At 70.9% G+C, this 12,435-nt stretch carries 14 protein-coding genes; 7 read left to right on the top strand and 7 right to left on the bottom strand.

Annotated features, from left to right (window positions below; all coding sequences use genetic code 11):
- Positions 1-34: 34 nt before the first annotated feature.
- Positions 35-2,017, bottom strand: coding sequence for a tRNA uridine-5-carboxymethylaminomethyl(34) synthesis enzyme MnmG (gene mnmG, locus EOINJALH_RS29600; protein ID WP_088287050.1), 1,983 nt, complete (start codon positions 2,015-2,017; stop codon positions 35-37).
- Positions 2,018-2,133: 116 nt separating this feature from the next.
- Between mnmG and EOINJALH_RS33080 the strand changes: the two genes are divergently transcribed.
- The 3 genes from EOINJALH_RS33080 to EOINJALH_RS29585 all read left to right on the top strand — a co-directional run bounded on the left by EOINJALH_RS33080 (position 2,134) and on the right by EOINJALH_RS29585 (position 3,357).
- Complete coding sequence (locus tag EOINJALH_RS33080; RefSeq protein WP_088287048.1) at positions 2,134-2,388, top strand: YkgJ family cysteine cluster protein; 255 nt, start codon at positions 2,134-2,136, stop codon at positions 2,386-2,388.
- A gap of 11 nt (positions 2,389-2,399) precedes the next feature.
- Positions 2,400-3,080 (top strand): Crp/Fnr family transcriptional regulator, encoded by a 681-nt coding sequence (locus tag EOINJALH_RS29590; protein WP_088287046.1) that lies wholly within the window; start codon positions 2,400-2,402, stop codon positions 3,078-3,080.
- 82 nt (positions 3,081-3,162) lie between these two features.
- Complete coding sequence (locus tag EOINJALH_RS29585) at positions 3,163-3,357, top strand: DUF2892 domain-containing protein (RefSeq protein ID WP_088287044.1); 195 nt, start codon at positions 3,163-3,165, stop codon at positions 3,355-3,357.
- Between the two features lie 310 nt (positions 3,358-3,667).
- On the opposite strand, the gene EOINJALH_RS29580 is transcribed toward EOINJALH_RS29585, so the two are convergent.
- Positions 3,668-4,381 (bottom strand): LuxR family transcriptional regulator, encoded by a 714-nt coding sequence (locus tag EOINJALH_RS29580; RefSeq protein WP_088287042.1) that lies wholly within the window; start codon positions 4,379-4,381, stop codon positions 3,668-3,670.
- A 202-nt stretch (positions 4,382-4,583) separates the two neighbouring features.
- On the opposite strand from EOINJALH_RS29580, the gene EOINJALH_RS29575 reads away from it, so the two are divergent.
- Entirely contained in the window at positions 4,584-4,892 is a 309-nt protein-coding gene (locus EOINJALH_RS29575) for a hypothetical protein (RefSeq protein ID WP_088287041.1), read from the top strand.
- 165 nt (positions 4,893-5,057) lie between these two features.
- Here EOINJALH_RS29575 and EOINJALH_RS29570 read toward each other — a convergent pair whose 3' ends face one another.
- From EOINJALH_RS29570 to EOINJALH_RS29555, 4 genes are all read right to left on the bottom strand, one after another.
- Positions 5,058-6,221 (bottom strand): ABC transporter permease, encoded by a 1,164-nt coding sequence (locus EOINJALH_RS29570; RefSeq protein WP_088287039.1) that lies wholly within the window; start codon positions 6,219-6,221, stop codon positions 5,058-5,060.
- Complete coding sequence (locus EOINJALH_RS29565) at positions 6,218-7,009, bottom strand: ATP-binding cassette domain-containing protein (protein WP_088287083.1); 792 nt, start codon at positions 7,007-7,009, stop codon at positions 6,218-6,220. Before EOINJALH_RS29565 ends, EOINJALH_RS29570 begins: the two co-directional genes overlap by 4 nt.
- Positions 7,006-8,526: an alpha/beta hydrolase gene (locus EOINJALH_RS29560; protein ID WP_088287081.1), complete on the bottom strand. Its 1,521-nt coding sequence runs from the start codon at positions 8,524-8,526 to the stop codon at positions 7,006-7,008. Before EOINJALH_RS29560 ends, EOINJALH_RS29565 begins: the two co-directional genes overlap by 4 nt.
- A gap of 162 nt (positions 8,527-8,688) precedes the next feature.
- The gene (locus EOINJALH_RS29555) at positions 8,689-9,057 is read right to left on the bottom strand and encodes a glutaredoxin domain-containing protein (RefSeq protein WP_088287079.1); all 369 of its coding nucleotides are present in this window, start codon (positions 9,055-9,057) and stop codon (positions 8,689-8,691) included.
- Positions 9,058-9,099: 42 nt separating this feature from the next.
- Here EOINJALH_RS29555 and EOINJALH_RS29550 point away from each other — a divergent pair, with 42 nt between their 5' ends.
- The 3 genes from EOINJALH_RS29550 (at position 9,100) to gstA (ending at position 10,857) form a co-directional block, all read left to right on the top strand.
- On the top strand, positions 9,100-9,525 hold the full coding sequence (locus tag EOINJALH_RS29550; protein ID WP_088287037.1) for a deaminase: 426 nt from the start codon (positions 9,100-9,102) through the stop codon (positions 9,523-9,525).
- The gene (locus tag EOINJALH_RS29545; protein WP_088287035.1) at positions 9,500-10,171 is read left to right on the top strand and encodes an ankyrin repeat domain-containing protein; all 672 of its coding nucleotides are present in this window, start codon (positions 9,500-9,502) and stop codon (positions 10,169-10,171) included. Before EOINJALH_RS29550 ends, EOINJALH_RS29545 begins: the two co-directional genes overlap by 26 nt.
- Positions 10,172-10,248: 77 nt before the next feature.
- Positions 10,249-10,857, top strand: a complete 609-nt coding sequence (gene gstA / locus EOINJALH_RS29540) for a glutathione transferase GstA (protein ID WP_088287033.1) — start codon at positions 10,249-10,251, stop codon at positions 10,855-10,857.
- Here the strand turns inward: gstA and EOINJALH_RS29535 are convergent.
- Positions 10,850-12,424 (bottom strand): thioredoxin fold domain-containing protein, encoded by a 1,575-nt coding sequence (locus tag EOINJALH_RS29535; protein WP_088287031.1) that lies wholly within the window; start codon positions 12,422-12,424, stop codon positions 10,850-10,852. The genes gstA and EOINJALH_RS29535 overlap by 8 nt on opposite strands.
- Positions 12,425-12,435: the final 11 nt, after the last annotated feature.

Here is a 12,435-nt window from a genome sequence, read left to right as displayed (position 1 = left end):
CGTGGCACGACGGCACCGCCGTTCGCAGAGGCCATCAGGCCGCGTCCCGGTCGGCGGTGTCCTGCCCTTCGGGTGCGCCGGGTGTCGCGAACCCGGTGAACCGCCGCTTCTTCAAGTGCACCAGCAGCAGCGAAATGGCCGCGGGGGTGACGCCGGAAATGCGCGAGGCCTGGCCCAGCGTCTCCGGACGATGCCGGCCGAGCTTCTGGCGCACCTCGTAGCTCAGTGCCGTCACCTGCGCGTAGTCGAGTTCATCCGGCAGGCGCAGGTGCTCGAAGTGCGCCGCGCGCGCCACCTCGTCGACCTGCTTGCCGATGTAGCCCGCGTACTTCACGGCGATCTCCACCTGCTCGATCACGGCATCGGCCACCAATCCACCCAGTTCATCGCGCAGTGTTTCACGTGAAACACGCGCGTCGGCATGGGCCTGCCGATCGATCTCTGCCGTCGCGTCGAAGCCGACGCCCGGTCGCCGCAGCAGGTCGGCCAAGGTGTGCTCGCGCTCGATCGGCTTGCCCAGCAGCCGCTCTGCCACTGCCACCGGCAGCTTGCCTGGGTGCACCCAGGTGGACTTCAAGCGCTGGGTCTCGCGGGCCACCGCGTCCCGCTTGCGATTGAAGACCGCCCAGCGCAGGTCGTCGACCAGGCCCACCGAGCGGCCCAGCTCGGTCAGGCGGGCATCGGCGTTGTCCTCACGCAGCTGCAGCCGGAACTCGGCCCGGCTGGTGAACATCCGGTAGGGCTCGCTGACCCCCTTGGTCACCAGATCATCGACCAGCACGCCCAGGTAGGCCTGGTCGCGGCCCAGCGTCAGTGGCGGCAGGCCCTTGGCCTGCAGGGCCGCATTGGCACCCGCGTACAAGCCCTGCGCCGCCGCCTCTTCGTAGCCGGTGGTGCCGTTGATCTGGCCGGCGAAGAACAGGCCGCCGATCGATCGGGTCTCGAAGCTGGTCTTCAGCTCGCGCGGGTCGAAGTAGTCGTACTCGATGGCATAGCCTGGCCGCAGGATGTGCGCCCGCTCCAGCCCGACCATCGACTGCACCGCCGCCAGCTGCACATCGAAGGGCAAGGACGTGGAGATGCCGTTCGGGTACACCTCGTGGGTGCTCAGGCCCTCGGGTTCCAGAAAGATCTGGTGCGAGGCCTTGTCGGCGAACCGGTTGACCTTGTCCTCGATGCTCGGACAGTAGCGCGGCCCCACCCCTTCGATGACGCCGGTGAACATCGGGCTGCGATCGAAGCCCGACCGGATGATGTCGTGCGTGCGCGCGTTGGTGTGCGTGATCCAGCACGGCACCTGCCGCGGGTGCTGTCCGGCGTGCCCCAGGAAGCTGAACACCGGCACCGGATCGGCATCGCCCGGTTGCTCGGTCAGTCGCGCGTAGTCGATGCTGCGGCCGTCCAGCCGCGGCGGCGTGCCGGTCTTCAACCGCCCCTGCGGCAGCTTCAACTCCTTCAGCCGCGCCGACAGGCTCACCGCCGGCGGGTCGCCGGCGCGGCCAGCCGGATGGTTCTGCAGCCCCACGTGCACCCGGCCATCGAGGAAGGTGCCCGCGGTCAACACCACGGTGCGGCCCCGAAAGCGGATGCCCACCTGCGTCACCGCCCCCACCACCCGGTCGCCCTCGACCATCAGGTCGTCCACCGCCTGCTGGAACAGCCACAGGTTGGGCTGGTTCTCCAGCCGATGGCGGACGGCGGCCTTGTAGAGCACGCGATCGGCCTGCGCCCGTGTCGCCCGCACCGCCGGGCCCTTCGACGAATTGAGGATGCGGAACTGGATGCCGGCCTCGTCGGTGGCGGCGGCCATCGCGCCGCCCAGCGCATCGACCTCCTTCACCAGGTGGCCCTTGCCGATGCCGCCGATCGACGGGTTGCAGCTCATCTGCCCCAGCGTCTCGATGTTGTGGGTGAGCAGCAGCGTCGCGCAGCCCATGCGCGCCGCGGCCAGCGCGGCCTCGGTGCCGGCATGGCCGCCGCCAACGACGATGACATCGAACTCCTGAGGGTGTTGCACGGCAGTGGGCCGGCGATTCACGCATCCGGCGGCAGGGAAGGAAGCGTCGATTGTAAAAACCACGGGGCGATTCGGCGCGGCCGCGTTGGCGATGCCCCCGCTATCATGGTCCTGCGATGGATTGCCGCCCTGCCTGCGCCGCCTGCTGCATCGCCCCCTCGATCAGCTCCTCTCTGCCCGACATGCCGGCGGGCAAACCTGCCGGCGTGCCCTGCAGCCAATTGGACGAGCACCTTCGGTGCCGGCTGTTCGGACGGCCCGAGCGCCCGGCGGTGTGCGGGTCCTTGCAGCCCTCGGTCGAGATGTGCGGTCAAGAACGCGAGCACGCACTCCGCTGGCTGTCCACGCTCGACCGACTCACCGCCCCCTGAGCGATCCCTCCATGATCCCGACCGCCCCCCTCGCCGACCGCCTGACCCCGCTGTACCCTGTGCTCGACGATCTGCCGACAGCGCTGCGCGACGAAGTGCTTCAGCACCACGCCACCACCCTTCGGGTGCCGGTGGGTCAGTTGCTGTTCGAGCAGGGGGCGCCCTGCCGGGGCTTCCCCATGGTGCTGTCGGGCGAGGTGCGGGTGGCCCGCGGCACGCCCAAGGGCCGGTCGCTCGAGCTGTACCGGGTCACGCCCGGCGAGCTGTGCGTGGCGTCCACCTCCTGCCTGTTCGGCCACACCGCGCTGGTGGCCCACGGGGCCACCGTGGCCGACACCGAACTGGTCGTGCTGACGCCCGAGGCCTTCGGCCGCTGGACGGCGCACGAGCCCTTCCGCCGCTACGTCTTCGGCATCTTCGCCGACCGCCTGGCCGACCTGATGGCGCTGGCCGAGGCCGTGGCCTTCCAGCGGCTCGACCAGCGCCTGGCCGCGGCGCTGCTGGGGCACGGCGCCCAGGTGCTGCGCACGCACCAGTCGCTGGCGGATGAACTGGGCACGGTGCGCGAGATCGTCACCCGCCTGCTCAAGCGCTTCGAGCGCGACGGCTGGATCGCGCTGGGCCGCGAGCGGGTGGACATCGTCGACGCCCAGGCGCTGCGCACGCTGGCGGCCGGCGACGGTCCTCGGTGACCGCAGTCACAGACGGCACCCGCCTGGGAAGCGCACAGTCACGCCGTCGGCAAGGTGCCGATCTCACCCATCGGAGCACAGCATGAAACTCAACGTTGGCGGCATCGACCGCATCCTTCGCATCGTCGGCGGCGTGGCCCTCATCGGCCTGGCCGCCACCGGCACGGTTGGCGTCTGGGGCTGGATCGGCGTTGTGCCGCTCGCCACGGGCCTGGTCGGGTTCTGCCCGGTCTACCCGCTGCTGGGGCTGAACACCTGCCCCATGAAGAAGGCCTGAACCAGCCGACCCAATTGAACGAAGGGCTGCGATCGTCTCGATCGCAGCCCTTGCCCCGTGAGCCCGGACGCGCCACCTGCTGGCGCCTCCGGGCTCATGTTCGTCATGGGACCGGAAAGCCGCTCAACCACCTCCGACGCGGGGCAGGCAGGTCTGGTTCTGGGTGTGCGACTTGATGGCTTGCATGGGGGTCTCCTGGTCTGGGAACAAAGCGCCATGAGCAGCGCATGAACCTCATTCGACCAGCGAGTCCCACTTCACGGTAGTGTCAAGTCTTACAGGGTGAACACAAACTGGCGCGCGCCGCCCGTCAGTGGATCAATCCCAGGCGAAGCGCCTTGAGCACCGCCTGGTGCTTGTTGGCCGCCCCGAGCTTCTGCATCGCATTGGCCACGTGCAGCGACACGGTGCGCTCGGTGATGCCCAGGATGGCACCCACCTCCCAGGCCGTCTTGCCTTCCATGGTCCAGCTCAGCACTTCGGCCTCGCGAGGCGTCAGCCGTGGCACCGCACCGTCTGCGGTGGCCGGCGTCAGCACTCGAACGGCCGCTTCCTGGGCACACACGGCGAACAGTTGAACATCCGCCACCAACCTGGTCAGTTCGGCGGGGTCGCGCGGAAGCGCCTGGTCACGGTCGACCCCGAACACGAAATGCCGGCCCTCGGGCAGGTGAAGCGCCATGGCGATGCCCGTCATGTAGCCGAAGTGGGCTTGCTCCTCCCACAGGTCACCGACGCCGCGTGCCGTGTAGGTCGCCTGGTCCCAGATGATCGGCATGGTCTGCTTGAGGCAATGCTGGATCACCGGGTCGCGCTTGGCGCAGGATTGGTCGTGCATGGCCTCTTCGTAGCCCTGCGGCGCGTTGTGCACGGCCACATACTCAGACCTGCCTATGCGTTGGTCGACCAGGACGAACGCCCCGACGGTGCGGAAGCCGATGTCCTGCGCGAACCGGATGACCTCGCCCCGGAACTCCTCCAGACTCCGTGCGTCGAGCACCGATGAATAACCGCCTTGCAGCATAGGCACTGCTCAGCGGATCCAGGCCGTCGTCGCCATGACCTGACAAGGTTTACAGATATCGCAACGGCTCATCTTGTCGAACACTCGGCATTCCTCGAACCATAGAAACACTCCCATGGCGATCGCCTCACACCAAAATTGCCCCTCGTGGACCTTGCACGCCTGGCCTCCAGTATTGTGGCAGCTTGGGGGCCGACCTCTCATGCTGCTGCAGCACATGGGCACCCAGATCACGCACCTGGGCGACCAGGTCAACCGCGTGACGGGCCAGACGGTGTGGGCCGGCACCTCCGACGAAGGCGAAGCCGGGATGGCCTGGGACTGGGTTCAGCTGTCACGGGGCATCGTCGCCATGGCCGATCCACTGTCGGTGATCACCAACCTGCGGCTGGTGGGCCCCGAAGGCGAACTCCTGACGGCGGTCGAATCCGCCCGCCACCTCAACCAGATCGTGCATGCGCTGCCCTGGCAATCGGAGGTCGAGCGAGCGCTGGCCTCGGCACCGAACTGAGCTCGACCCCTGCCGGCCAGCATCAACCTCACCCGCCAAGCGGGTCAGGTCGGTTGCACGCCATGGCGGCCCACTCCGGGCACCACCCAGGGTCACAGCGGTCGTGCCAGCCGGATCAACGCCTCGCAACAGTGGGCCCGGCGCAGGCCGGCCCGGCGAGCGCCCTCACCGCAAGGCCGCCGTCCGCAACTGCCGCGCCACGTAGGCCACGCACACCAGGGTCAGCAGCGCCGCCGCGCCCAGCGGCACCAGCAAGTCCATGGTGCCGATGGCCTCGCCCTTCAGCACCCGACCCATCAGCGTGATCTGGGCCAAGGCAGGCAGCCACAGGTGCCAGGGCTTTTCGCCCTCCTGGTTGAACAGGGTCACCATCGGCAGCAGCGACACCGCCAGGATGACCAGGGTGCTGTTTGCCTGGGCTTCCTTGAAGCTCTTGCAGCGGATCGCCACGGCCATCAGCACGCCCGACAGGGCTGCCGCCAGGGGCAGCAGCAGCGCCAGGAACAGCGCCGCCTCGCGCAGGCCGAACTGGAACATCGCCGCCAGCGTCTCGCTGCGCAACAACCACTGCGCGGGCAGGAAGCTCAGGCACGACAGCAGCGCGATCAGCATGCCCACGCACGCCACAGCACCCCATTTTCCCAACACCAATGCAGAGCGTGCGGCCGGGTTCATCAGCAAGGGTTCGAGCGAGCCGCGTTCGCGCTCGCCGGCGGTGGTGTCCAGCGCGGCATTCAAGGCGCCGTACAGCACGGCCATCAGCACGAAGAAGGGCACCATCGCGGTCAGCTGGGCGGCGCGCGCGCGCGGATCGGCCAGGTCGCGCTCTTCCACCTGCACCGCCTGCAGCAGGGTGGGTGACACACCCCGCAGCGCCAGTCGCAGGGTGCCCTGCTCCTGGTTGAACCCCTGCAGCAGCCGCACCACACGGCCCACGCCGCCCTGGGCCCGCGTGTTGGCGCTGGCGCTGAACACTTCGACGATGGGCGCCAGCCCTGCCGCCAGGTCGCGCTCGAAATCGGCCGGCACCACCAGCACCGGATCGCCGAACTGGCGCGACACCAGTTGGCGCTGGAAGTCGGCCGGTGCCGGCAGCACCATGTGGGTCTGCCGCTCGAAGTAGTTGCGCAGCGTGGGCGCATGCTCCATGCCCACCGCATGCACCTGGCGCGACTCGGCCCGCTCCTCGATGCCCGCCACCAGCACCGACAGCGCCACCAGCACCAGCGGACCGACCGCCACCGAGGACAGCACCACCATCATCAGCGTGCGGCGGTCGCGCAGCGCATCGACGAGCTCCTTGACGAAGACGATCCAGGCCAGGCTCATGCCGTCCCTCCTGCACCTGCACCTGCACCTGCGCCGGCCGCCTCGGCCCCGAAGGCCAGCTGCACGAAGCAGGCCTCGAAATCCTGGTGGCCGGTGCGCGCCAGCAGTTCGCCGACGGTGCCGGAGGCCACCGTGCGGCCCCCCGCGACGACGACCACCTGGTCGCACAGCCGCTCCACCTCCTGCATGATGTGCGTCGAGAAGACGATGCACTTGTGCTGCTCGTCGCGCAGGTGCCGCAGCGCCTCGCGCAGCGAGCGGGTGGCCAGCACGTCCAGCCCGTTGGTCGGTTCGTCCAGGATGATGTGCGAGGGGTCGTGCACCAGCGCCCGCGCCAGCGCTGTCTTCATGCGCTCGCCCTGGCTGAAGCCTTCGGTGCGACGGTCGAGCAGGGGCACCATGTCGAGCATCTGCGCCAGGGTGTCGGCGCGGGCCGACGCCGCCTCGGCCGACAGGCCCTGCAGGCGGCCGTAGTAGACGATGTTCTCGCGCGCGGTCAGCCGCGGGTACAGCCCGCGGGCATCCGACAGCACGCCCATCCGCGCCAGCGCCTGCCGCGGCCGCGCGGCCACGTCGATGCCGTCCACGGTGATGCGCCCGGCATCGGGCTCCAGCAGCGCCGCCACCATGCGCAGCGTGGTCGTCTTGCCGGCGCCGTTGGGGCCGAGCAGGCCGGTGATGCAGCCATCGGCGGCGCGCAGGCTCAGCCCGGCCACGGCGTCCACCACCCGCGCCGTGCGGCCACGGCCCTGCACGAAGCGCTTGACCAGACCGTCGATCTCGATCATCGGGCGGCCTCGTCCGGGGCCGGCCAGCCGATGAAGGCCGGCGGACGCGGCATCGCCGCCGCGCACGACACATCCACTGCCAGGGCCGCGTCGTCGGTGTCGGCGTCGATGAAGCGCTGCACCGCGTCGCGCACGCAGCCCAGTGCCAGCACGCCATGGCCGGCCTGCGGCACCACCACGTGCCGGGCCTTCGGGCCCAGCGCCGTCGCCACCCGATCGCCATGCCGCGGCGGTGTGGCCGGGTCGGCGCCGCCCGACAGCAACAGCGTGGCCGCAAGCGCCGGCACGGGTTGGAAGAAGGCCGGCGGCACCGACGCCTTCGGCCAGGCCTCGCAGACCTGCCGGTACAGCGCCGCGAATGTCTGGCCGAAATCGGCCCCGGGCCGATCGATGTCGCCGGCCAGGCGCGGCACGTCCTCGGCACAGACCACCGAGAAATGCATGCCGGTGGCCAGGCCCGCCCCCCGGCCGCTGCCGCTCATGGCCTGGCCCAGGCCGACCAGCGCCGCGAAGCGCCCGTCGGCCGCCTCGTCCAGTGCCGCCGGCAGCGCCGATGCCAGCAGCGGCACGTACAGCGGCGTGCGCACCGCGGACAGCAGCAGTTCGCGCGTCACGGTGACGCGCTCCTCGCGGCCGCTCACCGGGTGCGGCACCACGGCCGGCATCGGCAGCCGCGCCAGCAGGGCCTGCCAACGCTGGCGCAGCATCGGATAACGCCGCTTGCACGCGTCCTCCTGCTCGCACGCGGCAAACACCGCCTCGAGCGCGGCCTGGTTGTCCGGCGAGAACGAGGCCGGCAGCACCATGTCGGCCGGCGCCACGCCGTCCAGCACTGCACGCCGCACGCGTTGCGGAAACTGCCGCTGGTACTCCAGCACCGCGCGGGTGCCGTAGGACGCGCCGATGGCGTTGAGCCGCTCGACCCCGAGCGCGGCACGCACCGCGTCCACGTCGGCCATCGCGATGGCGGTGGTGTACCGGCGCAGGTCGCCGTGCGGCAGGGCCTGCAGCATGGCCGCGCACTCGCGCAGGCGCTGCAGGCGACGGGCCTCGTCGGCCGTCTCGGCCATCGGACGCAACACGGACCGCAGGTCGTCGTCGGCGCATTTCAGCGGGGCGCTGCGGCCGGTGCCGCGCTGGTCGACGAAGACCAGGTCGCGCCGATTGGACAGTCGCGCGAAGCGCCTGGACAGCGGGCCGGCCAGGTCGATGGCACTCTGGCCCGGGCCGCCGGCGAAGAAGAACACCGGGTCGGACGCCTTGCGCCGCGCCACGGCCGGCAGCACCGCCACATGCACGTCGATGGCCGTCCCTTGGGGTCGCGAAGGGTCCAGCGCCCGCCGCACGACGCCGCACCGGGCCTCGTGCTCCACGCCGTCGAGCTTGCAGGGGACGAGCGACAGGCCCTGTGGGCGCACGGTGGCCGACGCCATCAGCACCGCCGCCGCCGCCAGCACCCTGGTGACGCGCCCGCCACCACCGTCGCACCAGGTGCGCCGCAAGCCTCGAATCGCCATGGCCCGCATTGTGTGCGTCCGCCACCTTCCACCGACGTCAGCGCAGTCGCACTTCAGTGACGACTTGCCGCGATTCGACGGCTGATCCGTTGCCACCGTGCTGGCCGGTCTGCGGGCTCCCGGGCAGCGCCGCCAGACGCAACACCGCGCCCGGCCCGACGATCAGGCGGCCAGCATGCGGGCCAGTTCGCCACTGTCGATCAGTTTCTGCACATCGGTGGCGCCCCCCACCAGCATGCCGCGCACGAAGACCATCGGAAAGGTCGGCCAGCCGGTCCACAGCTTCAGCGCGTTGCGCCGGCGCCAGTCGGTGAAGTAGTTGCCGAAGTCCAGATCCTTGTGGGCCACGCCGGCCGCGTCGAGCGCACGGCGGGCCTTGCGCACGAACGGGTTGCCGCCCATGCCGACCACCACCACCGGGTGCGTGGCCGCGGCCTCCTGGACCGACCGCACCACATCGGCGTGCAGCGTGGCGACCTGGGTGCGGATGGCGGGGTGGATCTGGTCGTCGGCAAGGATGGGTCGGGGCATGGTGGGGGTGACAGTGGCCATGCAGCCCAGCATACTGCGCCGATGGACGGACAACGCCGACTCGCGTGGCTGGCCTGCGGCGTCGCATGGCCTTGGGCCGTGCTCGGCCAGGCCTCGCCCGCCCTGCCGCCGGGCCTGGTCGCGGCCCTGGCCCGCGCGCGGGCACTGCGCGACGCCGCGGTGCTGAGCGGCGACCAGCCCTACGGCGCGGTCGTCGTCGACGCCACCTGGCGCATCGTCGGCGAGGCCCCCAGCCGCGTCGTCACCCGCCAGAACCTCGACGCCCACGCCGAGCGCGAGGCCCTGCGCGATGCCGCCCACCGTTTGGGCCGCAACGACCTCGGCGGCCTGCTGCTGGTGTCGAGCTCGCGACCCTGCCACCTGTGCGAGGCCGCCGCCGCACGTGCCGGCATCGCCCGCATGTTCCACGGCGAAGGCACCGATGCCGGGCCGCCGCGTGCGCGCTGACCGCCGACTCGTTGTCGCCCTGGCAGGGGCGCTGGCCTCCGGCGCCCTGGCGGCCGGGCCGGCCCCCGCGCTGGTCGACGCCGCGGCCCGCGGCGACCTCGCCGCCGTGCAGCGCCTGCTGCGCGACGGGGCCGCTGTCAACGACGCCGACGGCCGGGGCCGCAACGCGGTGCTCGCCGCCACCCAGGGCGGCCACACCGAGGTCGCCCGGCTGCTCATCGCCCAGGGCGCCGACGTCAACGCGCAGGACGACATCCAGGACAGCGCGTTCCTGCTGGCCGGCGCCGGCGGCCTGACCGAGATCGTGCGGCTGGCCCTGCCCCGCGCCGACTTCCGCCGCACCAACCGCTATGGCGGCACGGCGCTGATCCCGGCCTGCCACCACGGCCATGTCGACACGGTGCGCGTGCTGCTGGCCAGCGCCATCGACGTCGACCACGTCAACCGCCTGGGCTGGACGGCCCTGCTCGAGGCGGTGATCCTGGGCGACGGCGGCCCGGCGCACACCGAGATCGTGCGGCTGCTGGTGGCCCGCGGCGCCCGGCTCGACCTCGCCGACCGCGACGGCGTCACCGCGCTGCAGCACGCCGAACGGCGCGGCCAGCGGGCCATCGTGGGCCTGCTGCGCGGCGCTGGCGCGCGATAGCGCAGCGTGGCACAGGGGCAAGGTGGCCAGGGTATCGTCCGGGTCCCCCGTCTAATACACCAAAGAGGAGATCGTCCATGAAGCTCTACTACAGCCCCGGCGCCTGTTCGCTCAGCCCGCACATCGTGCTGCAGGAAACCGGCCTGCCGTTCGAGGCGGTGCTGGCCAGCACCAAGACCCACAAGCTGAACGACGGCACCGACTACTACACGATCAACCCGAAGGGCTACGTGCCGCTGCTCGAGCTCGACGACGGCCAGCGCCTGTCCGAAGGGCCGGCGATCGTGCAGTACCTGGCCGACCTGGTGCCCGCCAAGGGGCTGGCGCCCGCCAACGGCACGATGGCCCGCTACCGCCTGGTCGAGTGGCTGAACTTCATCTCCACCGAACTGCACAAGACCTTCTCGCCGCTGTTCACGCCGGGCATGCCCGACGAGGCCAAGGCGATGTTCCGCGACAAGCTGGCCGCCCGCTTCAAGTACGTCAACGAGCAGCTCGAAGGCAAGGCCTACCTCACCGGCGACACCTTCACGGTGGCCGACGCCTACCTGTTCACCGTGACCAACTGGTGCCAGTACGTGGGCGTGGACGCCAGCGGGTTTGCCAACCTGCAGGCCTTCATGGGCCGCATGGCCGCTCGCCCGGCCGTGCAGGCCGCGCTGAAGGCCGAAGGCCTTATCAAGTAAGCGCGGGCTTCGGCGACAGCGTCCGCGCCACCGATTCACAGGTGGCGCGTTGCGCATCGGCGGCGTCGAGGCCCTTGCACACGTCGTCCAGTTGGGTGCGAAGGCGCTCCAGGGCCGCCTGCGAGCCGTCGCCGCTCCAGCCTGCGAGCTTGGAGCCGACGCGTTGCAACGACCGCGCGCTGCGCTCGTAGAACGCCGACTTGTCCTGTCCCGCCTCGATGAACAGCTGGCGCACGGTGCGCTCGATGCGTTCTGCGTCCTGCGGCGCCAGCTCGACCAGCGCACTGATGTAGCTGGCCCCCCACTGCAGGCGCGTCGCCGGTCCCTCGGCGCCGTCGAAGGCCTGCTGGTACCAGGTCAGCGCCTCGTCCTTGCGGCCGAGCTTGCGTGCGTTGCCGGCCAGCTGGCTCATCAGGTAGTACGGCGAATGGCTCTTCGCCAGATTGGCCTTCAGCAGCGCGTCGCTGTCGGTCCACAGCCCGGCCTGGGCCAGCATGTGGCCCGCACCGGTGACCACCGCCTGGCGCTCAAAGCTGTCGGTGATCTCGCGGTCGACGCGGGCCGCATGGGCCCGCACCTGCTTCAGCAAGCGGGCGTCGAGCTTGGGGTTCAGCGCGTCCTTCGGTCCGTCCAGCCGGGCCAGCTCGACGCGGCCCACCAGGGCCGACAGGCGGTCCGCCCGCGACATCGTGGCGTCGGCCTCCAGCCGCTGAAGCGCGGTGTCGAAGGCCGCGGCGACGCGGCGGCGTTCGGCGCCCGGCTCCGGCGCCAGGGCCCGCGTGATGTCGGGCGCGAAATTGACCAGCGTGTCCATCTGCGCCCGCGCCACGGCGGGCTGCGCCAGCAGCTTGCGCACCTTCTCGCGCAGCGCGGCGTCGGGCTTCAGGCCCGTGCTCTCGTTGCTGGCGGCCAGGGCCTTGAACAGCAGTCGCGTGGCCGACTCGGTTTCGGCCGGCGGGCAGGCGGCCGACAGCTGCGCCAGCAGGCCGGCCCGCTCGGGCCCGGGCACCAGCTGGTCCTGGTCGGTGTCCCACGCATACAGCGCCAGCGCGCGCCAGTCACTGCCGGACAGCGGCTTGCCCGCCTGGGCCTCGGCCAGCAGCGTCTTCACCGGCCTGCCGCCGGACTGGGCCCGCTGCAGCATCGCGATGACCTGCGGTGCGTCGGCCTCGCCAGGCAGCCGGGTGATCTCGGTGCCCTCGGGCGTCAGCAGGATCATCGTCGGGTAGCCGCGCACCTTGAAGCGCGCGCCCAGCTTCTGTGCGCCCGGCAGGTCGCCGTCGATGTTGACGGGCACCACGGCCTTCGAGCGCTCGATGAAATCCTGGCGGTTGAACAGCGTCGCCTTCAGCTGGTTGCACGGCGGGCACCACTTGGCGCCCCAGTACAGCAGCACCGGCTTCTTCTCGCTGCGCGCCTGGGCAAAGACGCGCTCGATGTCGCTGTCCTCGGCGGCATACGACCAGGCCACACCCGCCGCATGCAATGTCGGCGGGGACAGGGCCAGCAGCACCGCCAGCGCGATCGCGGGCACGGTGCGGGCGGAAACCAGGGGGATTCGGCGCATCGGGACGGCTC

The sequence above is a fragment of the Ideonella sp. A 288 genome (assembly GCF_002198735.1).
Classification (GTDB): domain Bacteria; phylum Pseudomonadota; class Gammaproteobacteria; order Burkholderiales; family Burkholderiaceae_C; genus Pseudaquabacterium.
This window is presented reverse-complemented; position numbering and strand designations above follow the sequence as displayed.

Coding starts and splice junctions, on each gene's coding strand:
- EOINJALH_RS29545 (WP_088287035.1), top strand. CDS start 9,500: ATGCCGGGCCGCCGCGTGCGCGCTGACCGCCGACTCGTTGTCGCCCTG.
- EOINJALH_RS29570 (WP_088287039.1), bottom strand. CDS start 6,221: ATGAGCCTGGCCTGGATCGTCTTCGTCAAGGAGCTCGTCGATGCGCTG.
- EOINJALH_RS29590 (WP_088287046.1), top strand. CDS start 2,400: ATGATCCCGACCGCCCCCCTCGCCGACCGCCTGACCCCGCTGTACCCT.
- EOINJALH_RS29575 (WP_088287041.1), top strand. CDS start 4,584: ATGCTGCTGCAGCACATGGGCACCCAGATCACGCACCTGGGCGACCAG.
- EOINJALH_RS33080 (WP_088287048.1), top strand. CDS start 2,134: ATGGATTGCCGCCCTGCCTGCGCCGCCTGCTGCATCGCCCCCTCGATC.
- EOINJALH_RS29580 (WP_088287042.1), bottom strand. CDS start 4,381: ATGCTGCAAGGCGGTTATTCATCGGTGCTCGACGCACGGAGTCTGGAG.
- gstA (WP_088287033.1), top strand. CDS start 10,249: ATGAAGCTCTACTACAGCCCCGGCGCCTGTTCGCTCAGCCCGCACATC.
- EOINJALH_RS29560 (WP_088287081.1), bottom strand. CDS start 8,526: ATGGCGATTCGAGGCTTGCGGCGCACCTGGTGCGACGGTGGTGGCGGG.
- EOINJALH_RS29555 (WP_088287079.1), bottom strand. CDS start 9,057: ATGCCCCGACCCATCCTTGCCGACGACCAGATCCACCCCGCCATCCGC.
- EOINJALH_RS29585 (WP_088287044.1), top strand. CDS start 3,163: ATGAAACTCAACGTTGGCGGCATCGACCGCATCCTTCGCATCGTCGGC.
- EOINJALH_RS29550 (WP_088287037.1), top strand. CDS start 9,100: ATGGACGGACAACGCCGACTCGCGTGGCTGGCCTGCGGCGTCGCATGG.
- EOINJALH_RS29535 (WP_088287031.1), bottom strand. CDS start 12,424: ATGCGCCGAATCCCCCTGGTTTCCGCCCGCACCGTGCCCGCGATCGCG.
- EOINJALH_RS29565 (WP_088287083.1), bottom strand. CDS start 7,009: ATGATCGAGATCGACGGTCTGGTCAAGCGCTTCGTGCAGGGCCGTGGC.